This window comes from Streptomyces sp. NPDC090445 (assembly GCF_044769385.1).
In the GTDB taxonomy this organism is placed as follows: domain Bacteria; phylum Actinomycetota; class Actinomycetes; order Streptomycetales; family Streptomycetaceae; genus Streptomyces.
Genome location: NZ_JBIVXV010000012.1, coordinates 89,689 through 111,126 on the forward strand (window position 1 = coordinate 89,689; position 21,438 = coordinate 111,126).

At 73.8% G+C, this 21,438-nt stretch carries 25 protein-coding genes; 19 read left to right on the forward strand and 6 right to left on the reverse strand.

Annotation, left to right across the window (positions count from 1 at the left end):
- Nucleotides 1-25: 25 nt before the first annotated feature.
- The 6 genes from ACIQUT_RS22950 to ACIQUT_RS22975 all read left to right on the forward strand — a co-directional run bounded on the left by ACIQUT_RS22950 (nt 26) and on the right by ACIQUT_RS22975 (nt 6,467).
- Nucleotides 26-553, forward strand: coding sequence for a (2Fe-2S)-binding protein (locus ACIQUT_RS22950; protein ID WP_403565167.1), 528 nt, complete (start codon nt 26-28; stop codon nt 551-553).
- Nucleotides 550-1,542 carry an FAD binding domain-containing protein gene (locus tag ACIQUT_RS22955; protein ID WP_403565169.1) on the forward strand — a complete coding sequence of 331 codons (993 nt, stop codon included), beginning with the start codon at nt 550-552 and terminating at the stop codon, nt 1,540-1,542. Before ACIQUT_RS22950 ends, ACIQUT_RS22955 begins: the two co-directional genes overlap by 4 nt.
- Nucleotides 1,543-1,620: 78 nt before the next feature.
- Entirely contained in the window at nt 1,621-3,726 is a 2,106-nt protein-coding gene (locus tag ACIQUT_RS22960) for a xanthine dehydrogenase family protein molybdopterin-binding subunit (protein WP_403565171.1), read from the forward strand.
- Nucleotides 3,727-3,830: 104 nt separating this feature from the next.
- On the forward strand, nt 3,831-4,373 hold the full coding sequence (locus ACIQUT_RS22965) for an EF-hand domain-containing protein (RefSeq protein WP_403565173.1): 543 nt from the start codon (nt 3,831-3,833) through the stop codon (nt 4,371-4,373).
- A gap of 158 nt (nt 4,374-4,531) precedes the next feature.
- Nucleotides 4,532-5,449, forward strand: coding sequence for a class A beta-lactamase (gene bla / locus ACIQUT_RS22970; protein ID WP_403565175.1), 918 nt, complete (start codon nt 4,532-4,534; stop codon nt 5,447-5,449).
- A gap of 94 nt (nt 5,450-5,543) precedes the next feature.
- Nucleotides 5,544-6,467, forward strand: a complete 924-nt coding sequence (locus ACIQUT_RS22975; protein ID WP_403565177.1) for a DUF6891 domain-containing protein — start codon at nt 5,544-5,546, stop codon at nt 6,465-6,467.
- Nucleotides 6,468-6,529: 62 nt separating this feature from the next.
- On the opposite strand, the gene ACIQUT_RS22980 is transcribed toward ACIQUT_RS22975, so the two are convergent.
- The 3 genes from ACIQUT_RS22980 to ACIQUT_RS22990 all read right to left on the reverse strand — a co-directional run bounded on the left by ACIQUT_RS22980 (nt 6,530) and on the right by ACIQUT_RS22990 (nt 9,334).
- Complete coding sequence (locus ACIQUT_RS22980; protein WP_403565179.1) at nt 6,530-8,254, reverse strand: acyl-CoA dehydrogenase family protein; 1,725 nt, start codon at nt 8,252-8,254, stop codon at nt 6,530-6,532.
- 136 nt (nt 8,255-8,390) lie between these two features.
- Nucleotides 8,391-8,963 (reverse strand): PadR family transcriptional regulator, encoded by a 573-nt coding sequence (locus ACIQUT_RS22985; RefSeq protein ID WP_403565181.1) that lies wholly within the window; start codon nt 8,961-8,963, stop codon nt 8,391-8,393.
- A gap of 98 nt (nt 8,964-9,061) precedes the next feature.
- The gene (locus tag ACIQUT_RS22990; protein ID WP_403565183.1) at nt 9,062-9,334 is read right to left on the reverse strand and encodes a hypothetical protein; all 273 of its coding nucleotides are present in this window, start codon (nt 9,332-9,334) and stop codon (nt 9,062-9,064) included.
- Between the two features lie 114 nt (nt 9,335-9,448).
- Between ACIQUT_RS22990 and ACIQUT_RS22995 the strand changes: the two genes are divergently transcribed.
- From ACIQUT_RS22995 to ACIQUT_RS23010, 4 genes are all read left to right on the forward strand, one after another.
- On the forward strand, nt 9,449-10,336 hold the full coding sequence (locus ACIQUT_RS22995; protein ID WP_403565185.1) for an alpha/beta fold hydrolase: 888 nt from the start codon (nt 9,449-9,451) through the stop codon (nt 10,334-10,336).
- 145 nt (nt 10,337-10,481) lie between these two features.
- Nucleotides 10,482-10,859, forward strand: coding sequence for a VOC family protein (locus tag ACIQUT_RS23000; protein WP_403565187.1), 378 nt, complete (start codon nt 10,482-10,484; stop codon nt 10,857-10,859).
- 141 nt (nt 10,860-11,000) lie between these two features.
- Nucleotides 11,001-11,156, forward strand: coding sequence for a DUF6131 family protein (locus ACIQUT_RS23005; RefSeq protein ID WP_385668517.1), 156 nt, complete (start codon nt 11,001-11,003; stop codon nt 11,154-11,156).
- A 293-nt stretch (nt 11,157-11,449) separates the two neighbouring features.
- Nucleotides 11,450-11,803 (forward strand): hypothetical protein, encoded by a 354-nt coding sequence (locus ACIQUT_RS23010; RefSeq protein ID WP_403565189.1) that lies wholly within the window; start codon nt 11,450-11,452, stop codon nt 11,801-11,803.
- A 52-nt stretch (nt 11,804-11,855) separates the two neighbouring features.
- Here ACIQUT_RS23010 and ACIQUT_RS23015 read toward each other — a convergent pair whose 3' ends face one another.
- Nucleotides 11,856-12,281 (reverse strand): subtilase-type protease inhibitor, encoded by a 426-nt coding sequence (locus tag ACIQUT_RS23015; RefSeq protein WP_403565191.1) that lies wholly within the window; start codon nt 12,279-12,281, stop codon nt 11,856-11,858.
- Between the two features lie 451 nt (nt 12,282-12,732).
- Here ACIQUT_RS23015 and ACIQUT_RS23020 point away from each other — a divergent pair, with 451 nt between their 5' ends.
- The 5 genes from ACIQUT_RS23020 to ACIQUT_RS23040 all read left to right on the forward strand — a co-directional run bounded on the left by ACIQUT_RS23020 (nt 12,733) and on the right by ACIQUT_RS23040 (nt 17,052).
- Complete coding sequence (locus ACIQUT_RS23020; RefSeq protein WP_403565193.1) at nt 12,733-13,233, forward strand: hypothetical protein; 501 nt, start codon at nt 12,733-12,735, stop codon at nt 13,231-13,233.
- Nucleotides 13,234-13,421: 188 nt separating this feature from the next.
- Complete coding sequence (locus ACIQUT_RS23025; protein WP_403565195.1) at nt 13,422-14,090, forward strand: hypothetical protein; 669 nt, start codon at nt 13,422-13,424, stop codon at nt 14,088-14,090.
- Between the two features lie 72 nt (nt 14,091-14,162).
- Nucleotides 14,163-14,369 (forward strand): ferredoxin, encoded by a 207-nt coding sequence (locus ACIQUT_RS23030; protein ID WP_219667234.1) that lies wholly within the window; start codon nt 14,163-14,165, stop codon nt 14,367-14,369.
- Entirely contained in the window at nt 14,362-15,753 is a 1,392-nt protein-coding gene (locus tag ACIQUT_RS23035) for an NAD(P)/FAD-dependent oxidoreductase (RefSeq protein WP_403565197.1), read from the forward strand. Before ACIQUT_RS23030 ends, ACIQUT_RS23035 begins: the two co-directional genes overlap by 8 nt.
- Nucleotides 15,754-15,789: 36 nt before the next feature.
- Nucleotides 15,790-17,052, forward strand: a complete 1,263-nt coding sequence (locus ACIQUT_RS23040; protein ID WP_403565199.1) for a cytochrome P450 — start codon at nt 15,790-15,792, stop codon at nt 17,050-17,052.
- Nucleotides 17,053-17,121: 69 nt separating this feature from the next.
- Here the strand turns inward: ACIQUT_RS23040 and ACIQUT_RS23045 are convergent, their stop codons facing one another.
- Complete coding sequence (locus ACIQUT_RS23045) at nt 17,122-17,961, reverse strand: alpha/beta fold hydrolase (RefSeq protein WP_403565201.1); 840 nt, start codon at nt 17,959-17,961, stop codon at nt 17,122-17,124.
- 286 nt (nt 17,962-18,247) lie between these two features.
- Between ACIQUT_RS23045 and ACIQUT_RS23050 the strand changes: the two genes are divergently transcribed.
- Together ACIQUT_RS23050 and ACIQUT_RS23055 are read left to right on the forward strand one after the other, a co-directional pair.
- Complete coding sequence (locus ACIQUT_RS23050) at nt 18,248-18,706, forward strand: GNAT family N-acetyltransferase (protein WP_403565202.1); 459 nt, start codon at nt 18,248-18,250, stop codon at nt 18,704-18,706.
- A 249-nt stretch (nt 18,707-18,955) separates the two neighbouring features.
- A complete protein-coding gene (locus ACIQUT_RS23055; protein ID WP_403565354.1) occupies nt 18,956-20,110 on the forward strand; it encodes an MFS transporter in 1,155 nt (384 codons plus the stop codon).
- Between the two features lie 75 nt (nt 20,111-20,185).
- Here the strand turns inward: ACIQUT_RS23055 and ACIQUT_RS23060 are convergent, their stop codons facing one another.
- Nucleotides 20,186-20,719 carry a DUF2165 domain-containing protein gene (locus tag ACIQUT_RS23060; RefSeq protein ID WP_403565355.1) on the reverse strand — a complete coding sequence of 178 codons (534 nt, stop codon included), beginning with the start codon at nt 20,717-20,719 and terminating at the stop codon, nt 20,186-20,188.
- A gap of 186 nt (nt 20,720-20,905) precedes the next feature.
- Between ACIQUT_RS23060 and ACIQUT_RS23065 the strand changes: the two genes are divergently transcribed.
- On the forward strand, nt 20,906-21,187 hold the full coding sequence (locus ACIQUT_RS23065; protein ID WP_403565204.1) for a DUF6400 family protein: 282 nt from the start codon (nt 20,906-20,908) through the stop codon (nt 21,185-21,187).
- Nucleotides 21,174-21,416: a hypothetical protein gene (locus ACIQUT_RS23070; RefSeq protein ID WP_403565206.1), complete on the forward strand. Its 243-nt coding sequence runs from the start codon at nt 21,174-21,176 to the stop codon at nt 21,414-21,416. The genes ACIQUT_RS23065 and ACIQUT_RS23070 overlap by 14 nt, the downstream gene beginning before the upstream one ends.
- Nucleotides 21,417-21,438 lie beyond the last annotated feature (22 nt).

Sequence of the window (21,438 nt, forward strand, 5' to 3'; positions counted from 1 at the left end):
GACATTCAGGGACAAAGGGGCCTCTGTGGTACATCCCACCCAGGAGACGCGCTCCCGCGTCGCGCTGCACGTGAACGGCGAGCGGTACGAGCTCGACGTGGACCACCGGGTCACCCTCGTCGACCTGCTGCGGGAGCACCTCGGCCTGACCGGCGCCAAGAAGGGCTGCGACCACGGCCAGTGCGGTGCCTGCACCGTCCTGCTCGACGGGCGGCGCGCCAACGCCTGCCTGCTGCTCGCCGTCGCCCACGACGGCGCGGAGGTCACCACCGTGGAAGGACTGGGCGACGACGGGCGGGGGCCGCACCCCTTGCAGGAGGCCTTCCTGGCACGGGACGCCTTCCAGTGCGGCTACTGCACGCCCGGGCAGCTCTGCTCCGCCGTCGGCCTGCTCGACGAGGCCGCCGCCGACCCCGACGGCGCGGACCTCAGCCGCGCCGGGATCGCCGAGGCCATGAGCGGCAACCTGTGCCGGTGCGGCGCGTACCCCCGCATCGTGGACGCCGTCCGGGACGTCGTGGCGGCCCGCGACGGCGGGCGGGTGGTCGCGTGAAGCCGTTCGCGTACGTGCGCGCCACCGGCATCCCCGAGGCCATCGCCGCCCACGGCGCCAGGCCCGGCTCCCGCTACCTCGGCGGCGGCACCAACCTCGTCGACCTCATGAAGCTCGGTGTCGAAGCCCCCGACACCCTCGTCGACCTCACCGGGCTGCCGCTCGGTTCCGTCGAGGAGACCGCGGACGGCGGCCTGCGGATCGGCTCCGGAGTCCGCAACAGCGACCTCGCCGTCCACCCCCTCGTCCGCACCCGCTACCCCGCCCTGTCGCAGGCCCTGCTGGCCGGCGCGTCGGCCCAGCTGCGCAACGTCGCCACCACCGGCGGCAACCTGCTCCAGCGCACCCGCTGCCCCTACTTCCAGGACGTGTCCAAGCCCTGCAACAAACGGGATCCGGGCACCGGCTGCGGCGCCCGGGACGGAGTCCACCGCGACCACGCCGTCCTCGGCCACTCCGCGCAGTGCATCGCCACCCACCCTTCCGACATGGCCGTGGCGCTCTCCGCGCTCGACGCGGCCGTCGAGCTCCAGGGCCCGGACGGCGTCCGGACCGTCCCCGCGGCCGCGTTCCACCGGCTGCCGGGCGAGCGCCCCGAGGCGGACACCGTCGTGGAGCCCGGCGAGATCGTCACCGCGGTCACGCTCCCGCCTGGGCGCGCCGGCCTTCCCTCGCGCTACCGCAAGGCCCGCGACCGCGCCTCGTACGCCTTCGCGCTCGCCTCCGTCGCCGCGGTGCTCGACGTCGCCGAAGGACGCGTGCGCCATGTCGCGCTCGCCTTCGGCGGGCTCGCCCACCGGCCCTGGCGCGCCGAGGCCGCGGAGGAGCGGCTGCGGGGCGCCGCCCCCACCGAGAGCGCTGTACGGGAGGCCGTCGAGGCCGAGCTCGACCGGGCGGAGCCGCTGCGCGACAACGCCTTCAAGGTCCCCCTCGCCCGCAACCTCGCCTGCGACGTGCTGAACTCCCTCGCCCGCGGCACCCGCTCCTGAACCCCCTGTACACCTGCACCCCCGCACACCTGCACTCCTTCGCCCCTTCGCCCCCTCCCCGGATCGCGAGGACCCGCCATGGATCCCAGCCCCGCCGCCCAGGCACCCGCCCTCGGCAGCCCCGCCACTCGCCGCGAGGGCAGGGAGAAGGTCACCGGAACGGCCCGCTACGCGGCCGAGTACGCCCCGCCGGACCGGGCCTACGGATGGCCGGTCCCGGCCACCGTGGCCCTCGGACGCGTCACCGCCGTCGACACCGCCGCCGCGCTCGCCCTGCCCGGCGTCCTCGCCGTCCTCACCCCCTTCGACGCGCCCCGGCTGGGCCCCGCCGACGATCCCACGCTCCGCGTGCTCCAGGACCCCGAGGTGCCCCACCGCGGCTGGTACGTGGCCCTGGCCGTGGCCGAGACGCCGGAGGCAGCCCGGGAGGCGGCCGCAGCCGTCCGCGTCACCTACGACACCGCGCCCCACGACACCGTCCTGCACGCCGACCACCCGGCCGCCTACACCCCCGAACAGGTCAACGGCGGCTATCCCGGCCACCGCGAGAAGGGCGACGCGGCCGCCGCGTTCGCCGCCGCGCCCGTCCGGGTCGACTGCGCGTACGCCGTGCCGCCGCTGCACAACCACCCCATGGAGCCGCACGCCGCCACCGCCCACTGGGAGCCCGGCTCCGAATCCCTTACTGTCTACGACTCCAGCCAGGGATCCGGACTCGTACGCACCACACTGGCCTCCCTCTTCCAACTGCCCGAAGACCGCGTCACGGTGGTCTGCGAACACATCGGCGGCGGCTTCGGCTGCAAGGGCACCCCGCGCCCGCACGTCGTCCTCGCCTCGATGGCCGCACGGCACACCGGCCGCCCCGTCACCCTCGCCCTGCCCCGACGCCACCTCGCAGCCGTCGTCGGCCACCGCCCGCCCACCCTGCACCGCGTACGCCTGGGCGCCCGCACGGACGGTACGCTCACCGCGCTCGCCCACGAGGTCACCACCCACACCTCACGCATCCGGGAGTTCGTCGAACAGGCCGCCGTCCCCGCCCGCGTCATGTACGCCGCGCCCGCCCTCCTCACCACCCACCGCGTCGTCCCCCTCGACGTGCCCACGCCCTCCTGGATGCGGGCGCCCGGCGAGTGCCCCGGCATGTACGCCCTGGAATCGGCGCTGGACGAGCTGGCCTCAGCCCTCGGCATCGACCCCGTCGAGCTGCGCATCCGCAACGAGCCCGACGCCGAACCCGACACCGGCCGCCCCTTCAGCAGCCGCCATCTGGTCGCATGCCTGCGCGAAGGGGCCGCCCGGTTCGACTGGGCCGCGCACCGCACGCCCCGCCGGGACGGCCCGCTGCTGATCGGCACCGGCGTCGCCGCCGCCACCTACCCGGTGTACATCGCCCCGTCCTCGGCGCGGGCCCACGCCCTCCCCGACGGCACGTACCTCGTCCAGACCAACGCCACCGACCTCGGGACCGGCGCACGCACCGTCCTGGGGCAGATCGCCGCCGACGCGCTGAGCGTCCCCCCGGACCGGGTCACGGTGGAGATCGGGCACTCCGCGCTGCCACACGGCTCACTGGCCGCAGGCTCGTCGGGCACCGCATCCTGGGGGTGGGCGGTCCACGACGCCTGTACCGGCCTCGTCGCCCTCCTCGCCCGCCGCAGCGGCCCGCTCCCCGAGGCAGGGGTGTCCGTCCCCGCCGATACGACGGCCTCCGTCAAGCAGAAGTCCCCGTACGCCCGGCACGCGTTCGGCGCCCACTTCGCGGAGGTGCAGGCCGACACCGTCACCGGTGAGGTACGGGTCCGGCGGCTCCTCGGCGTCTTCGCCGCGGGCCGCATCCTCAACCCGCTCACCGCCCGCTCCCAGCTCGTCGGAGGCATGGTCATGGGACTGGGCATGGCCCTCACCGAACACAGCACCATGGACCCCGCCTTCGGGGACTTCACCGAGAACGACCTCGCCGCCTACCACGTACCCGCCCACGCCGACGTGCCCGACATCGAGGTGCACTGGCTCGACGAGCACGACAAGCACCTCAACCCGATGGGCAGCAAAGGCATCGGCGAGATCGGCATCGTCGGCACGGCGGCGGCCATCGGCAACGCCTTCCACCACGCGAGCGGCCGCCGGATCCGCGAACTCCCCCTCACCCCGGACCGCGTCCTGGCGGCCCTCGCCTGAGCGGCCGGCGGCCCGGCCCCGGCCCCGGCGACGCCCCTGCCGGGACACGCCCCCGAGTGCGTCAATCGGAAGGTCTGCGCACCGGCGCCGCCTACGCTCCCGGCATGAGCGTCAAGAAGGCGGCGGTGGCCGACGAGATCTTCGACCGGTTGGACACGAACGGGGACGGGGTGCTGTCCGCGGAGGACTACCGGGCCAGCGCCGAACAGTTGCTGCAGTCGTACGGCATGGGGCCCCACTCCCCGAAGGGGCGCGCCCTGATCGAGGCGAACGAGGCGCTGTGGGAGCGGCAGGCCGAGCTCGTCGACCGTGACCGCGACGGGAGGATCGACCGGCAGGAGTACCGGGAGTGGTTCGACTCCCTGCCCGCCTCGGAGGCGGCCTCGGGCGCACCCTCCGGCTCGGCGGAGGTGATGGCGGTCCTGCACGCACAGTTCACCGTGGCCGACCGGGACGGGGACGGGCTGATGGACCTGCACGACTTCACGGTGTGGCGGGAGGTCAAGGGGGTGCCCGGACGGGACGCGACCGCCGCGTTCGAGCTGATCGACTCGGACGGCGACGGCTCGATCGGCTGGCAGGACTTCACCCGGTCGGCGGCCGCGCACGGGCTGGAGGCGCTGCTGTACGGGCCGGGGCGGCGGTAGGCCCCCGCGGCGGCGCGGCCCGTTCCCCGGGCGGGCCCCAGGCTCCGGGGTGGGCCCCGGGTGGGCTCCGGGCGGCCCCCGGGAACCGAAATGATCTTGTTTGGCGTCTTTCCTGTCACGTGACCGACCACCACGAGCAAGACAGAGGAGAGGCTGACGTGAAGACACCGGGAGCAACACCGTCCCGTCGTGCGCTGCTGACCGCGGGGGCGGGGGCGGCGCTGGCCGTGGCCCTGCCGGCGGGCACCGCCCGCGCCGCCTCGCCGTCCCGCGCCGACGGCGTCGTGGCACAGCTGCGCGAGCTGGAGCGCGAACGCGGGGTACGGCTGGGGGTGTACGCACGGGACACCGCCACCGGCCGGACCGTCCTGCACCGCGCCGACGAGCTCTTCCCCATGTGCTCGGTGTTCAAGACCGTCGCCGTGGCGGCGGTGCTGCGGGACCTCGACCACGACGGCACCCACCTCGCCAAGCGCATCCACTACACGCTGCAGGACGTCACGGACGCCGGCGGCGGTGAGATCACGAAGGTCAAGGAGAACATCGCCAACGGCCTGACCGTGGCCGAGCTGTGCTCCGCCGCCATCGCCCAGAGCGACAACGCGGCCGCGAACCTGCTGCTCCGCGAGCTGGGCGGCCCCACCGCGGTCACCCGTTTCTGCCGTTCCCTCGGGGACCGCACGACCCGGCTCGACCGGTGGGAGCCCGCGCTGAACTCGGCCGAGCCCGACCGGGTGACCGACACCACCAGCCCCCGCGCGATCGGGCTCACGTACACGCGGCTCGCGCTGGGCAACGCGCTGTCCCCGCGGCACCGGGAGCAGCTGAACCGGTGGCTGCTGGCCAACACCACGAGCAGCGAGCGGATGCGCAAGGGCGTGCCGGCGGAGTGGGCGCTCGGGGACAAGACCGGTGCCGGGTCGTACGGGACCAACAACGACGTGGGCATCGCCTGGCCGCCGGGACGGCCGCCGGTGGTGATGGCCATCCTCACCACCAAGCCGGAGGCGACCGCTCCGCGGGACAACGACGTGATCGTCAAGGCCACGCAGCTGCTGACGAGGACGCTGGTCTGACGGAGTCGCCCGGATGCCGGGCGCCGGGTCCGGCACCCGGCATCCGGGACCGGGGCAGGTCCTGTTGTCGGTGGGGCCTGGCACAGTGGCCGCCATGCTCGACATCACGATCCTGACCGAACCCGGCCCGCGGCACGTCCGGCCCGCCGAGGGGGAACTCGCGGCGCTCGTCCACCGGATCGGCGGCGACGGCGACCACTTCCTGGTCGTCCAGGCGATTCCGGACCTGCCGGACCTCTTCATCCAGGTGTGGCACCGCACCGGCGAGGACTACACGCTGGAGCACCGTGCCGACAGCCCGGACCGGCACTTCCAGACCTCGGTCGGCAGCCCGGAGGCGGTCGTGTCCGCCATCACGGCCTGGGCGGGCGGGCGCCGGGACGGCTGGGACTCCGGGCTCGTCTGGGAGCAGCTGGAGTTCCCGAAGGCCAAGCCGGTGCCGCCGATCGAGATCGCCGACGAGCAGCGGCGGCAGCTGGAGGACCGGGTCCGCGAGGTGCTCGTGGGCGGCTACGCGACCCGGGCCGAGCTCGCCGAGCTGGCCGAGGACCACCTCGTGTCGGGGAGGCGCCGCCGGCCCGTCTCCCGGGCCCAGGCCGAGGCGCTGGCCGACCGGATGTGGCGGGAGCGGGTCGAGGAGCAGGCCGGCTGGGAGGGCGAGACCGACCCGGAACGGCTGTCCCGGGCCTTCGCCGAGCTGGACGCGGCGGGGATCACGGCCCGCGAGCATTTCACCTGCTGCCGGACCTGCGGCAACGGCGAGATAGGCGCGGCGGGGAGTCCGGATGCCCGCGGTTTCGTCTACTTCCACACGCAGTGCACGGACGCCGCGGCGGCCGGCCACGGCCTGACCCTGCTGTACGGCGGCTTCGACGGCTCGCCCGAGACCACCGCCGCGGTCGGCCGGGAGGTCGTCGCCGCCCTCACCCGGGCGGGCCTGCCCACCTCGTGGGACGGCGACCCGGGCCGGGCCGTCACGGTCACCCCGCTGGCCTGGAAGCGGCGGCTGATCGGCTGAGCCGGGGGACGGCCGCGGGCGGCCTCCGCATCGCGTGGGGAGGCCGCCCGTTTCCCGTGCTGTTACGGGGCCATCTCGTAGGCCCCGGACAGGGCCTCGACGCGGGCCCAGACGCGGGCCGCGCGCTCCTCGTCGACGACGGGGCGGCGGACCGCGCCCAGCGCCCAGGCCTGCTGCTCGGCCGTGGCGGAGTCCTTGCCGTACAGCTCGACGGCGTGGCCGGAGAAGTCGCGGACGAGGACGGAGAACAGCTCGTCCAGGACGTCCTGGTCCAGGCCGGTCAGGCGGGCCTGCTCCAGGATCAGCTGGCCGTGCACGACCAGCGCGAACAGCTGGCCGACGGAGAGCAGGAAGTCGAGGTCGCGGCTCTGCTCCTCGTCGGGGGCCGTGGTGGCGACGAACTCGCACAGGGCGTCGGCCTGCTCGCGGAACCGGGCCACGTTCGGCACCTCGGCGTACGCGTCGAAGGCGGGCCGCCAGTCGTGGAAGCGTACGGAGCCGAGGCCGCGGGCCGGGCCCTGCCGGAACAGGAAGTCGTCGTCGGCCGCGTCGAGGCGGGTCGGGACGGCCGGGTACTCGACCGGCTCCAGCAGGTGGTTGCGCATGAACTTGAGGATCAGCGCGAGGTTGACGTGGACCGTGCCCTCCAGCTTGGGCAGGCCGCGGATCTCGACGGCCGCCTGGGCGAAGTAGTTGTCCTTCTCGAAGCCCTTCGCGGCGATGACGTCCCACATGAGGTCGATGACCTTCTCGCCCTCCGTGGTCACCTTCATCTTCGTCATCGGGTTGAAGAGCAGGTAGCGGCGGTCGTCGGGGCCGGCCGTGCGGAAGTAGTCGACGGCGCGGTCGCTGAACAGCTTCATGCCGACGAGGCGGACGTAGGCGTCGGCCAGCTCGCGGCGCACGTGCGGGAAGGCGGTGACGGGCCGCCCGTAGAGGATGCGGTTGTGGGCGTGGGTGACGGCCTCGTACATCGCGTGCTCGCAGATGCCGATCGAGGCGGTGCAGAGGTTGAACTTGCCGACGTTGACGGTGTTGAGGGCGGCGTCGAAGGCGGCTCGGCCGGTGTGCAGGACGTCCTCCGCCGCGACCGGGTAGTCGTCGAGGCGGAACTCGCTGACGTACTTGGAGGAGTCCACGACGTTCTTGACGAGGTGGTAGTTCGGGTGGCGGCTGTCGGCCGCGAAGAAGACGTACGCGTCCGGGCCCTCCATGTCGGTGCGGCGGCCGAAGACGGAGACGAGTCCGGCGGCGTTGCCGTTGCCGATGTAGTACTTGGAGCCGGTGGCCCGGAAGCCGCCGGCACCGTCGCCGGCCGGCTCCAGCAGCATGTCGGTGGAGTAGATGTCGGCGCCGTGGGACTTCTCGGAGAGGCCGAAGGCGAACACCTCGCCCTGGGAGAGGAGTTCCGCGGCGCGGGCCCGCGCGGCGGCGTTGTCGCTCTGCCAGACCGGGCCGAGGCCGAGGATGGTCACCTGCCAGGCGTACCAGTAGTCGAGGCCGTAGAAGCCGAATATCTCGTTGAGGGCGGCGATCCGGGCGGTGTCCCAGCGCTGGTCGTCCTGCCGGGCGGCGGAGGCCGGGGTGAGGAAGGTGGCGAACAGGCCCTCCTTCGCGGCGAACGCGAGGAAGTCCGCCAGCCAGGCCCGGTCGCGGTAGTCCTCGATCAGCTTGCGCTTGCCCCGCGCCTCGAACCAGTCGACGGTGGCGCGCAGCAGCCTGCGGGTCTCGGGGTCGAAGTGCGCCGGGTCGTACGTGTGCGGGTTGAACAGCAGCGGATCGGTCATGGAGGTTCGCCTTCCGAGGGGTTGGGAGTCGAGGGGTTGCGCGGGAGCGCCGGAGCGCGGCTGCGCGGGAGCGCGGGTGCGCAACCGTGCGGTGGGAGGTGCGCCGCGTGGGGGGGGCGGTGCGGTGCGGTGCGGTTCAGTCGGTCGCGGCCGGCGGTGCCGCGCCGAGTCTGTGGAGGGTGCCGAGGACGTCGTCGAGCCAGGCGATCGTCATCCGCTCGTAGGCGATGCCGCCGCGCAGCACGACGTGCTGGAGTTCCCGGCCCGCGTCGAGCGGTGCGGGGGCCTCGGGGACGGTGAAGTCGCGGACTTCCCCGGCGAGGTAGTGGGCGAGGCGGTCGCTGTGCACCCGGCGGTGCCGTTCGACCTCGCCGATCAGTGCGGCGGGGTCGTCGAAGGCCGCGCCGCGGATCTTCACGGCGAGGTCGTGGCGGAGGCTCTCGGGTTCGATCGGGTCGTGCAGCCACCGCGAGAGGGCGGTGCGGCCGGGGCCGGCGACGGAGTACTCCTTCTTGTCCGGTCGGCCCTGCTGCGGGACCTCGCGGACGGCGAGCATGCCGTCGGCTTCCATGCGCTTGAGGACGCGGTAGATCTGCTGGTGGGTGGCGGTCCAGAAGTAGCCGATGGACCGGTCGAACCGGCGGGCCAGCTCATAGCCGGAGCCCGGCTTCTCCAGCAGGGAGACGAGGATCGCGTGGTCGAGCGCCATACGGAGATCCTGCTATGCAACTCGTTGCATAGACAAGCGGGCGGTGTCAGGTGAGACGCGGCTCACCCGCCATCGGGAGCGGGGCGACGCGGGGGCGGTCAGGAGGACGCGCGGAAAGCGGTGGCCCGTACGACGGTGCCGCACAGCGCGAAGTCCCCGCCGTCCTCCGGTGCCAGCTGGAGCCGTCCGCCCGCGACGCCCACGACCATCGAGGGCGCGACGGCCGCCTCGTCGCCGGATGCGCAGTACCCGCCGGCCTCGCCGAGGACCGGGGTGAACGAGATGCGGGTCTCGGCCGTGCCGCCGACGGGCTCCGCAAGGTGACGGGAGTGCTGTGGGAGCTCCTTCCCCAGCCTGACACCGTCCGGCACGGCCTGCCCGCCGGCGGAAATCCGCCCGACCCGAAAAAACTTCTGCGGAGAGCGATGAGTTCGGGCGGCCGGCCCGGTCTGTATGTCTGACAGCACCGACCTGGAGGAACCACCATGACCGAGACCGCAACCCGCACCCTGGAATCGACGGGCGCCACGGTCGCGTACGACGTGCGACCCGGCGCGGACGGGGAAGCCGGGCAGGCCGGCCGGTCGCCGGCCCTGTTCCTCATCGGCTCGCCGATGGACGCCACCGGCTTCGCCACTTTGGCGTCGCACTTCACCGACCGGACCGTCATCACGTACGACCCCCGGGGCGCCGGCCGGAGCGTCCGCACCGACGGCGCGGCGGAGACCCTGCCCGAGGAGCACGCCGAGGACCTGCGGCGGGTGATCGAGGCCGCCGGGGTGGGCCCGGTCGACGTGTTCGCGAGCAGCGGCGGCGCCGTCAACGGCCTGGCCCTGGTGGCGCGTCACCCGGAGCTGGTGCGGACCCTCGTCGCGCACGAGCCGCCGACGGCGCAGGTCCTGCCGGACCGGGAGGCGGCGCTGGCGGTCTGCGCGGACATCCACAGCACGTACCTGCGCGACGGGATGGGGCCGGCGATGGCCAAGTTCCTCGCGGCGACCATGCGGACGGGCCCCTTCCAGGAGAACCGGCGGGACGAGCCCGTCCCGAACCCGGCCGACTTCGGGCTGCCGGCCGAGGACGACGGCTCGCGCGGGGACCCGCTGCTGGGGCAGAACATGCGCGGCTGCACCTCGTACCGGCCGGACTTCCCTGCGCTGCGCGCGGCCGGCACGCGGATCGTCGTCGTGGCGGGCAAGGAGTCGGAGGGCCAGTTCCCGGCGCGGGCCGCGGCGGGGGTCGCCGACGGGCTGGGCATCGGGCTGACGCTGTTCCCGAGCCACCACGGGGGCTTCCTCGGCGGCGAGTACGGCCAGCACGGTGACCCGGAGGCGTTCGCCGAGGCCCTCCACGACGTGCTCGACGGCGCCTGACGGCACCGCCGGGACGGCTCGCCCTCACCCGGACGGTCGAGGCGACCGGCGCGGGGGCCGTGCACCCGCCCCGGTCCGGAGGGACGATGGACGACGAGGGCCGCACCTCTGTGGCCGAACCCGACCCCGAACGAAGGGATGCGCCATGCTGGCGGACAGCAGGGCCTTCAGCGGTTTCTCGGTACAGCGGATCGAGGACGTCAGGGATTTCTACGGATCGACGCTCGGGCTGCGGGTCTCGGAGGACGGCGGGATGCTCGTCCTCCACCTGGCCGGCGGCAACGACGTCCTGCTGTACCCGAAGGACAACCACGAGCCCGCCACGTTCACCGTGCTGAACTTCCCCGTGCCGGACATCGATGCGGCGGTCGACGGCCTGGCGGCGCGGGGCGTGGTGTTCGAACGGTACGAGGGCTTCGGCCAGGACGAGAAGGGCATCGCCCGCGAGAACGACGGCGGCCCCGAGATCGCCTGGTTCAAGGACCCCGCGGGCAACATCCTCTCGGTGCTCAAGGAGCAGTGAGGCCCGGCCTCCTCCCCTCGTCGACCCGCCTCCGCTCCCCCTCCGTTCCCCTCCGATCGGGATTCCCCCGGTCCGCAGGCATGCCGCGCCACATCAGTGGTAGACGCAGGGAGTCCCGTTCAGGGGGGCGAGGAGGTTCTCGTGATTGTGCTCGGAGTGATTCTGCTGATCATCGGCCTGGTGTTCGGGATCTCGATCCTGTGGACGCTCGGCCTGATCCTCGTTCTGATTGGCGTGGTGCTGTGGGTGCTCGGTGCGGCCGGGCACGCCGTGGCGGGCCGCAGACACTACTGGTGAGGAGCGGGTCCGCACGGCGCTCCGGCTCCTCGGTGACGCACCCCGGTGATCTGCGCCGGTGAGGGCGGGGATGGACTCGGGAGGCCGGTGGCGGCGGGTGACGGCGTTCGACAGCCGGTCGCCCTGCCGCCATCGGCCGTTTGCGTCTCCGGCGCAGGCGGCGGTCCTCCGTGCGGGTGGGTCCGGGCGTGTCCCGGGCCGGACCGCGGCCGTGCCGCCGATAGTCGAGGCAGGCGGGCTCCGCAGCCGGCGCCCGCGGGTCCGGTGTCGACGTGCGGGCAGGAGACGAGCTGATGGTGAAGAACGCGGCAGCGGTGTCTGCGCTGGTGGCGGGTGCGGTGCTGGGGGCGGGCGGCTGGACTGCCGCGGGCCACGCGGGCGCCTCGGCGGCGCCGGAACGAACAGCTGCGAGGGCCGCCCATCCGCAGGGGATCGTGGTCTCCCGGGTCGACCTGAAGGTCCGCAGCAACCCGACGGTGTACTCGGCCGCGGTCGCGTTGCTGCGCCCGCAGCAACGCGTGCTCCTCAACTGCGAGAAGCGGGGCGGCTGGGTGGCGGGCAACCCGCAGTGGTACCGGCTCCAGGGCGTCAACGGCTGGGTCTCGGCGCGGTACGTCCACAACCTCCAGCCGGTGCGCGCCTGCTGAACCGTACGCGTGGGGGGCCGGCCCGTGGCGGTCGGGCCGGGAGCGGGGAAGGTCAGAACACGAAGACGGGGCTGCCGTTCAGGGTCGCGTTCATGACGCAGGTGTTGGAGAAGGTGTTCTTCCAGGAGACGTGGCTGCCCTCCCACACGCCGTCGACGGTCACGGTGACGGGGTCGTAGTGCATCGGACACGCCCGGTCCGGGTTCGGGGCGGACAGCAGGCGGTCGAGGTTGCCGTCGGTGGACTTCAGCGCCGCGCAGGCCGCCTTGGCGTCGGGGTGCGTTCCCTGGGCGCTCGGCGCGCAGCTCAGGGTGGAGGCCCGGAGGAAGGTTGCGGTGGCGGGGTCGTCGCCCTTGGCGACGGCGAAGACCATGGCGGACGGGGCGTACAGGCTTGCGGGCTTGGCCTCCGCCAGGCCCGTGGCGCCGGCCACGCAGAGGAGGGCGGCGGCGGAGACGGCAGCGAAGCGGTAACGCACGACAGGACCAACTTTCGATTCAAAGGTTGAGCGCGATACTTTCTTGCGATATCGCGTTTCGACGTGGCCGAGTCTGCCGGACCCGAAGGCGGGTCGCATACCCACGTGCGATTTACGGACACCACGTTCGGATATCGGAGACCGACCGGACGTTCGGGCAGCTCACACGGGGTGCGACCCCTGCGTAGCCGGCCGTCGACGCGCCGTGACGGTGGCGCCTGTGTGCCGTAGGGAGCCTCCTGACCTGCTGCAGGCCGCTCGCGGTTCATCGAACGGCCATTCAGCTTGACCGAATCGGTGCGGTCCGAGGCCCGCGAGGCCGGACGAAAGCGGACAGACCGGAGCCCGCGCCGACGGTCTGCGGGTGCGGGCCGGGCTCCGATGCGGGAAGCTGGCGGTGGCCGCGGCACAGCCGTCGCCGCGGCGGCACGCGAGGGCAAGGAGGGGTCTCGTGGACACAGCGGGCACCCGTCGACGCACCGGCACCATCGCCTCCCGGGCACGGACCGCGGCACTCCTGTGCGCGGCAGCCGCACTGGCCGTCGCATCCGTACCGGTCGCCAACGCAGCCGGACCCGGAGCCGGTTCGGCCCCGGCCCCCGCGCCCGCGCCCGCGCCGGTCGTGGTCGTCGACTGCTTCGAGGAGCCGCAGGTGCGGCCGGAGGAGTACCTCCTCGCCTGCGGCGACGGCAACAACCGCCTCGTCGGGCTGCGCTGGCACACGTGGGGCCCGGCCACCGCGACGGCCACCGGCACCGACATGGTCAACGACTGCCGCCCGTACTGCGCGGCCGGCCGGTTCCGCCCGTACCCGGTGCACGTCACCCTCAGCCACCCCAGGGCGTGGCCCGACCGGCCCGGTACGCACCGCTTCACCGTGATCCGCCTGGTCTACCCCGAGGCCGCTCCGGAGCCGGTGCCGCACGATGTGACGTACAAGCTCGTCTACTGAGCCGCGGCCGCCTCCGCCAGGGCCTTCCCGAGGGCGGGCATCCGGCCGGCGGCGGTGACGCGGCCCGTCGGCACGCCCGGCGCCCCAACGGCCAACAGGTGTTGACCCTTCGTCAAGGCGGATACGCCGGGTCACCCGGGCGGGTGGTCCCGCTGGCAGCCGGGCCTCCGGGGCGGCTTGCTGGTGGGATGAGACAACACCTGCCGGGCGCGTCCCGGGAAGCCGGCCTGAGCACACCGCGAGCAGCGGGCTTCGCCGGGGTGGCCTTCGCCGTGCTGCTGGGCGCGGCGATCGTCCTCGTCCGCACGGCGCTGCCGTCGGGAGCGGGCGGGGACGAGATCACCGTCGACGAGGGCACGCGGTCCGCCGTCAGCGCGGCGGTGCACATGGTGCCGTTCGCCGGCATCGCCTTCCTGTGGTTCATGGGCGCCCTGCGGGAGCACACCGGCGAGGCCGAGGACCGCTTCCTCGCGACCGTGTTCCTGGGCAGCGGGCTGGTGTTCGTCGCCGCGCTGTTCGGGGCCACCGCCGCGGCGGGCACCGTGCTCGCCGCGGACCAGCCGGAGGCCTTCGGCCGGCATTTCGCGTACACGCTGCTCACCACGTACGCGATGCGGATGGCCGCCGTCTTCGCCTTCGCCACCTCGGCCATCGGGCGCCGGCTCGGCGTCCTCCCGCGTCCGCTCAGCGCGTTCGGGTTCCTCGTCGGGCTGGTCCTGCTGGTGGTGGGCGCGTCCGTGCCGTGGTCGGAGATGGTGTTCCCGGTGTGGGCCCTCGTCCTCAGCCTGTACGTGCTGCGCGTCGCCCGGCGCGGCCCGCAGCCGCAGCCGCCGCGTCACTCGAACGGCCTTGTCTGACGGGCTGTTCCCGGCCGTGTCCCGCACGCTGGGCCGGGAAGCCGAGGGGGCCACCGAAAGGACCGTACCTTGCTGAGGCTTGTCGTCGACCTGAACCGGTGCCAGGGGTACGCGCAGTGCGCCTTCCTGGCGCCCGACGTCTTCGCGATGCACGGGGACGAGGGACTTCTCTACGACCCGCAGGCGGAGGCCGCCCAGCGCGAGCGCGTGGCCCAGGCGGCCGCGGCCTGTCCCGTCCAGGCGATCCTCGTCGAGGATCTGGAGGCCTCCGATGCCTGACACGGCGCTGGAGCAGCTCAAGAGCAGCGGCCGGATCGTCGTCGTGGGTGCCTCCCTGGCCGGCTTGCGGGCCGCCGAAACCCTCCGCGAGAAGGGCTTCAAGGGCTCGCTCACCCTGATCGGTGACGAGCCGTACGAGCCGTACGACCGCCCGCCGCTGTCCAAGCAGGTGCTGCTGGGCAAGACGACCGCCGAGCGCACCGCGCTCCCCCGCCGCCGCGGGATCGACGCCGAGTGGCGGCTCGGTGTGGCGGCGAGCGGCCTGGACATGGCGGGGAAGCGGATCAGGCTGGCCGACGGCGACGAGGTGCCGTACGACCGGCTCATGATCGCCACCGGGGTGCGGGCCCGGCCCTGGCCGAACCAGACGGAGGCCGAACTCGACGGCGTCTTCGTCCTGCGCACCCGCGACGACGGGGCGGCGCTCGCCCGGCGGCTCGACGCGGGACCGCGCCGGGTCCTGGTCATCGGCGCCGGCTTCACCGGGTCCGAGATCGCCTCGGCCTGCCGGGAGCGCGGGATCGAGGTCACCGTCGCCGAACGCGGCGCCGCCCCGCTGGTGGGCGCGCTCGGCGGGGTCATCGGCCAGGTGGCCGGCGAACTCCACCGGGAACACGGCGTGGACCTGCGCACCGGCGTGATGGTGACCGGGCTGGAGGGCGACTCGACCGGGCGGGTCCGGGCCGCGCACCTGTCCGACGGCGCCGCGGTGGAGTGCGACGTGGTCGTCGTCTGCCTGGGCGCGCAGCGCAACACCGAGTGGCTGACGGGCTCCGGGCTGGGCGCGGGTCCGCGCGGCATCGCCTGCGACGCGGGCTGCCGGGCCTTCGACATCATGGGCATCGTCACCGACGACATCTACGTGGCCGGGGACGTCGCCCGTTCCCCGCACCCGCTGTTCGGATACCAGTTCCTGTCGCTTGAACACTGGGGCAATGCCGTCTGCCAGGCGGAGACCGCGGCCCACAACATGCTCAGCGAGAGCGCGGACCGGCGTCCGCACATCTGGGTTCCGGCGTTCTGGTCCTCCCAGTTCGGCGTGAACATCAAGTCCGTCGGCGTGCCGTCCATGGGCACCGAGATCATGATCACCCAGGGCTCGCGCGCCGAGCGCCGGTTCACCGGGGTGTACGGGTACCAGGGCCGGGTGATCGGCGCGGTCACCTTCGACAACGCGCGCTGGCTGGAGTTCTACGAGAAGCAGATCGAGCTGACCGCGCCGTTCCCGCCGCCGTTCCCGACCGTGGACCGGCGCTCCGAGGGGAGCAGGCCGATGGACGCCGACTTCCCCGACCCGTCGGTTCCCACGCACGGACCGACGGTCACCCTCAGCGGATATTCGCCGGCCGACCGGCGGATGACGTTCACCCCCGCCGGGCACTGACCGACCCGCGCGCCCTCCGGAGGACCTGGAACCGTCATGAAACAAGGCATCCTGACCGACATCCTGGACTACGCCCACCGCTCCAACCCGTATCCGCTGTACGAGGAGCTGCGCAAGACGCCGGTCCACCACGACGGCGAGGGGCCGTACGTGGTCAGCACGTACTACGAGATCCGCGGCCTGCTGCACGACCCGCGGCTCAGCTCCGACACGCGCAACCGGACGGCGGGCGGCGCGGACCCGCTGGGCGAGGAGGACGAGGGCGGCGAGGGCGGGGCCCTGCCGCCGAGCTTCCTGAAGCTGGACCCGCCCGAGCACGACCGGCTGCGCCGGCTGACCAACCGCCCGTTCGGGCCGCCGCACGCGCCGCACCGGATCGAGGACATGCGCGGGGACCTGGAGGACACCGTCAAGGGGCTGATCGACGACATCGCGGACGGGACGTCCGGCAGCGGCGAGGGCACCGAACGCATCGACATCGTCGACCAGTTCTCGTACCCGTTCCCGGTGACGATGATCTGCCGGCTGCTCGGCGTGCCGCATGAGGACGAGGCCCGGTTCCACGTGTGGGCCGACACCCTCGCGGCGAGCCTGGACCCGGATCCGGACGCGAACGCGGAGGAGCGGGAGAAGGTCACCCACGACGCCCGGATGGAACTGGGCATGTACCTGGCCGGGCTGATCGAGGAGCGGCGGAAGAACCCGCAGGACGACATGCTGTCCCAGCTGGCCACCGGCCACGGCGACCTGGCCATGTCCACCATGGAGCTGCTCAGCACGGCCGCGCTGCTGCTGATCGCCGGCCACGAGACCACCGTCAACCTGATCACCAACGGCATGCTGACGCTGCTGCGCAACCCGGACGTCCTGCAGCGGCTGCGTGCCGAACCGGGGCTGGCGGTGCCGATGGTGGAGGAGCTGCTGCGGTTCGAGCCGCCGGTGCAGATGCTGCCGCAGCGCACCCCGCTGGTCGACATCGAGGTGCGCGGGGTGACCATCCCCAAGGGGTCCCCGATGTGGCTGATGCTGGCCGCCGGCAACAGGGACCCGCAGCGGTTCGAGAACCCGGACCGCTTCGACCCGGACCGCAAGGACGTCCAGCACCTGGGGCTGGGCAGCGGCATCCACAGCTGCTTCGGGGCCCCGCTGGCCCGGCTGGAGGCGCAGAAGGCGCTGAGCGAGCTGGCCCGGCGGCTGGAGAACCCGCGCCTGCTGGAGGATCCGCCGCCCTACCGGCAGAACGCGGTGCTGCGCGGGCCGCGCCACCTGTGGGTCGCCTGCGACGGCATCCGGCCCTGACCCGCCGGACCGGAGGGCGACAGGCCCGCGCCGGACCGATCCACCCGCGGCCCTGACCGGGTGCCCCCCTCAGCCTGCCCCGGCGGTGTGTTCCAGGATCAGCTCGGCGAGCCGCGGTACGGCCGACTCCGGCAGGGCGTGGCCGAGGCCGGGGACGGTGGCCACCCGGGCGCGGCCGAGGAGGCCGGCCAGGTGCCGTGCGTGGGCGGTCCCGGCGACGGGGTCCCGGGGCGGGTCGATCACCAGGGCCGGGACGGTGACGGCTGCCAGCTCCGGGGCCCGGTCGAGGCCTTCCGTACCGACCCGGGCGTGGGCGGTGGGGGAATCGTGGCGCCCGGAGTGCTCGATGATCCGCTCCTCCGACCTGCGGAACTCCTCGGGATCGAAGGGGATTTCGCCGCCGTTCAGGACGCGCCAGTGCTCCACCCGCCAGTCGAGCTCGGCCGCGCGGTCGCGCGGGTCGGCCATGGTGTTCCACACGGCCGCGAGCTCGGGGTCGATCTCGCTCCCGGCGGGGCCGCCGTCCAGGGCCATGGTCCCGATGAAGGTGGCGGAGCGGATCCGGTCCGGGTGGTCGAGCAGCAGCAGCTGGGTGAGCATGCCGCCCATGGACATGCCGACGACGTGGGCCGCGTCGGCGCCGAGGGCGTCGAGTACGGCGATCGCGTCGTCGGCGAGGTCGGTGATCCCGTACGGGTGCTCGTCGAAGGACCAGGTGGAGGCGCCGGTGTCGCGGTGGTCGTAGCGGATGACGCGGTGGCGGCGGGCGAGGGCGGCCACGAGGGAGTCCGGCCAGGCCAGGCCCGAGGCGTTCGCGCCCATGACGAGCAGCAGGGGCGGGGCGGCCGGATCGCCGTGTTCCTCGGCCCAGAGGGTGATTCCGGGCGCAACTGTGATCTTGTGCTCCATCGCGCAACCATCCCTGACACGGCAGGCGGTGTCCATCGAAAAACCCCGGCCATGGCCGGTTCCGTTCCGGATCCGCCGCAGCCCGCGGGCGAGCGAGCGCGGGCACGGTGAGCGGCTCCGGCGCATTGTCCGGCGCGGCACATCGGGGCAGCGCTTTTCGACACCCCGGAGGCAGCCCGGGCGGAGCGCCTCCCGGATGATCGTCTTCTGGCACCCGGCACCGGCACCCGCACCGCGCAAGGCCGTGCGGGTGCGTCCGTCGTCCGGAATCGGGGAGTGTGAGGCCATGTCGGCCGGAATCAAGGTGCGTGCGGTCCGCGCGGAGGACTTCGACGGGTGGCGCGCCCTCTACCGCGGCTACGCCGACTTCTACCGGGTCGAGCAGACCGAGGAGATGGCCGGACGGGTGTGGTCCTGGGTGAACGGCCCCGGCCACGAGGTGCAGGCCCTCGTCGCCGAGGACGCCGAGGGCCGACTGGTGGGCCTGGCCCACTACCGGCCGTTCGCCCGGCCCCTGTCGGCCACGGTCGGCTGCTTCCTCGACGACCTGTTCGTCGACCCCGCCGGCCGCGGCTCGGGGGCGGCGGACCTGCTGCTCGGCCGGCTGCGCGAGATCGCGGCCGAGCGCGGCTGGAGCGTGGTGCGCTGGATCACCGCCGACGGCAACTACCGGGCGCGCGGCAAGTACGACCAGGTGGCCGCCCGGACGACGTGGGTCACGTACGACATGGCACCCGGAAGCTGATCCCGGGCCCCCATTCGGGTGATCATGGCCGTGGTGGCTCCCGGGCGGACCGGCGGCTGCGAAGAATTCCCGGACGGAGGCATTCCCCCTTCCCGCCTCCGGAAGGAGCCAGCGATGCCGGGCTTCGCGGACCCCGTGCCGGTACGGAAAGGCTGACCCGTTCCCCCGGCCGCCCCCTCCGCCGACCTGCCCACCCTCGGCACGGTCCTCAGGACGCCGCACGTCGCGAGGCTGCTCACCGGCGCCCTGCTGGGGCGGCTGCCCTCGGGGATGGCGCCCCTCGCCCTGGTGCTGTGGGCCGCGGAGGCGGAGGGATCGGTCGCGTTCGGCGGCCTGCTCAGCGCCGTGTACGTGCTGGCTTCGGCCCTCCTCCAGCCGGTCAAGGGGCGGCTGCTGGACCGGTACGGGTGCGTCCGGACCATCGGCCCCCTGGCCGCCGTCCACGCCGGCTGCCTGCTGCTGCCGGTGTACGGGCCCGGGGCGGGCCGCCCCTCCGCCGCGACGGCCGTGGCCGTCGCCGGAGCCGTGGCCGTCGCGGGGGCCTGCACCCCACCGCTGGAGACGAGCCTGCGGGCCCTCTGGCCGGCCCTGCTCCCCAGCCCGGAGCAGCAGCGGACGGCCCTGGGCATCGACATCGGCTCCCAGGGGCTGCTCTACGTCGCCGGGCCGCTGCTGACCGGCGCGCTCGCCGCGGCCCACGGCCCGGCGGCCGCCCTCGCGGCGACCGGCCTGGCGAGCCTGGCCGGCACCTTCCTCGTCCTCACCTCGCCCTTCCACCGCAGCCGGCCCGCGACCGAAACCGTCCCGCGCGGGCGGACGGCCGCGCCCCTGCCGACCCGCGACATGGTCACGCTGTACCTGGCGCTCACCGGCACCGGGTCGGCGATCGGCTCGATGAACGTGTGGGCCGTCTCCGCGGCCGAAAGCCTGCACTGGCCCGCCCTGTCGGGGCTGATCCCGGCCGCCTTCTCCGCGTCCGCGTTCCTCGGCGGCCTGGCGTACGGCCGGGGCGCCCGGCGCGGGGTGCCGCTGCGGACGCTGCGGGTGTCCGCGGCCGCGTTCTGCGCGGGATGGATCCCCCTGGCCTGCCTCGACGGCCCGCATCCGGGCGTCGGTGCCGTGGCCGCGGTCACCATGCCCGGGCTGTTCCTCACGCCGGTGGTGGGCTCCGCCTTCCTGGCCCTGGGCCGCCGTACCCCCGCGTGCCGCGCCAACGAGGTCAACGCGTGGCTCGTCCAGTCGATGGGGGTGGGCAGCGCGCTCGGCAGCCTCGCCGCCGGGAGCCTCGCCGGGCAGCCGGCCGCCGGGGCGGTCGTGCCCGCCGCCGGGGCCGCAGCCACCGTGGTCTGCCTCCTGTTGGGGGCGGGGTCCAGGCCGGCGGCACCGCCCGGCGCACCCCGCTGAGCCGCGCCCTTCTCTCCTGGCTGCCGTCTGCCCGCGGCCCCGCGCTCCCATCCCCACGCGCGGCCGGCGTCGCCCTCAGCGGGGGCCGACCGGGCGGACGTACAGGGTCAGGAGTGCCGAGACGGCCAGCATCAGGTTCCGGTGCGCTGCGTCCAGCCCGTTCCAGTCCTCGGACTGCCACATCATGAACCACTCCCCTCCGACGGCCACGAACCCGAGCCCGAAGAGGAGCACGACCATGACCAGGCCGACGGCGCTCAGGGCCCGCGCCCGCGCGCAGTCCCGGCGGCGCAGCCCCCGCGCCCAGTGGAGCACGGCCAGGAGGAGCACGGCCGCCGCGGCGCACTCCCACCCGATGATCAGGACGTACACGGTGGTGTGCACGGTCGGCGAGTCGATGGCGCGCCACATCAGGTCCGGGTCCCGGAACGTGGTGTCCATCGCCAGGACGTGCCGCACGAACTCCCGGTTCGTCCCGAAGTCCGTCAGGTTCCCGACGGCCGCGAGGGCCATGACCGCGGCCACGGTCAGCGTCAGTGCCGCCGCCGCGAGCTCCGGCCCCGTACGGCCGAGCCGGCGCCACCGCGCCGCGGTGTTCCCGTCCCCCACCACCGCACTCTCCTCCCCACGACACGGCCCGTGCACCCCGCCGGCGCCGGGCTGCCCGCATATGCCCCGGCTCGTCCCTACCCTGTTCCGGGGGCCGGCAGGCGCCGTCCGCCCTTCGAGCCAGGGCTGTGACTCCGCACACCCTCCCTTGACCCGGGAAAGAAGGCTTACCTAAGTTCCTGAGGTATGGCCCCCCACGACCTGCCCCACGACCCCGCCGGCATACCCGACGGCCCGGGGACGACCGGCTTCGACATCGACTTCGCCGCGCACGAGCTGCTGCGGCGCGCCCAGATCCTCGACGCGCTCGGGCCCGAATGGGACCCGGTCGAGGTCATGCGCGGCGAGGAGGAGGCGTACGACCTGCTGTACTCCGGCCTCGACGCCGAGCAGCAGCGGGTGTACGAGGACCTCGTCGCGGCCGGCGTGCTGCCCCGGCGCGAAGGCGGCGGCCGTGCTTCCGCTTGACCCGCAGGCCGACCCCGGCCGCCGGGCCTGGGTGGCCTGCCCGAACTGCAACGACGCCCGCGGCTGTGAGCCGTGCGAGACGCGGCGGACGTGCGCGCGGCACTGGCGGTACCTGCTGACGAACACCGGAAGCCTGCTGCACCTGCAGTGCCCGGGCTGCACCCACGTCTGGGTGCACGAGAGCGGCTTCGGCGCGACCCGTTCCGTGTGGAACGGGCTCACCGGCTGACCGCTTCCCCTGCGGCCGGTAC

Bases quoted from the DNA above. Each gene is read 5' to 3' on its own strand.
- ACIQUT_RS23045 (WP_403565201.1), bottom strand. From the start codon at position 17,961: ATGGAGCACAAGATCACAGTTGCGCCCGGAATCACCCTCTGGGCCGAG.
- ACIQUT_RS23010 (WP_403565189.1), top strand. From the start codon at position 11,450: ATGGTGAAGAACGCGGCAGCGGTGTCTGCGCTGGTGGCGGGTGCGGTG.
- ACIQUT_RS22985 (WP_403565181.1), bottom strand. From the start codon at position 8,963: ATGGCGCTCGACCACGCGATCCTCGTCTCCCTGCTGGAGAAGCCGGGC.
- ACIQUT_RS23040 (WP_403565199.1), top strand. From the start codon at position 15,790: ATGAAACAAGGCATCCTGACCGACATCCTGGACTACGCCCACCGCTCC.
- ACIQUT_RS22980 (WP_403565179.1), bottom strand. From the start codon at position 8,254: ATGACCGATCCGCTGCTGTTCAACCCGCACACGTACGACCCGGCGCAC.
- ACIQUT_RS23050 (WP_403565202.1), top strand. From the start codon at position 18,248: ATGTCGGCCGGAATCAAGGTGCGTGCGGTCCGCGCGGAGGACTTCGAC.
- ACIQUT_RS22995 (WP_403565185.1), top strand. From the start codon at position 9,449: ATGACCGAGACCGCAACCCGCACCCTGGAATCGACGGGCGCCACGGTC.
- ACIQUT_RS23035 (WP_403565197.1), top strand. From the start codon at position 14,362: ATGCCTGACACGGCGCTGGAGCAGCTCAAGAGCAGCGGCCGGATCGTC.
- ACIQUT_RS22960 (WP_403565171.1), top strand. From the start codon at position 1,621: ATGGATCCCAGCCCCGCCGCCCAGGCACCCGCCCTCGGCAGCCCCGCC.
- ACIQUT_RS23065 (WP_403565204.1), top strand. From the start codon at position 20,906: ATGGCCCCCCACGACCTGCCCCACGACCCCGCCGGCATACCCGACGGC.
- ACIQUT_RS23000 (WP_403565187.1), top strand. From the start codon at position 10,482: ATGCTGGCGGACAGCAGGGCCTTCAGCGGTTTCTCGGTACAGCGGATC.
- ACIQUT_RS22975 (WP_403565177.1), top strand. From the start codon at position 5,544: ATGCTCGACATCACGATCCTGACCGAACCCGGCCCGCGGCACGTCCGG.
- ACIQUT_RS23025 (WP_403565195.1), top strand. From the start codon at position 13,422: ATGAGACAACACCTGCCGGGCGCGTCCCGGGAAGCCGGCCTGAGCACA.
- ACIQUT_RS22965 (WP_403565173.1), top strand. From the start codon at position 3,831: ATGAGCGTCAAGAAGGCGGCGGTGGCCGACGAGATCTTCGACCGGTTG.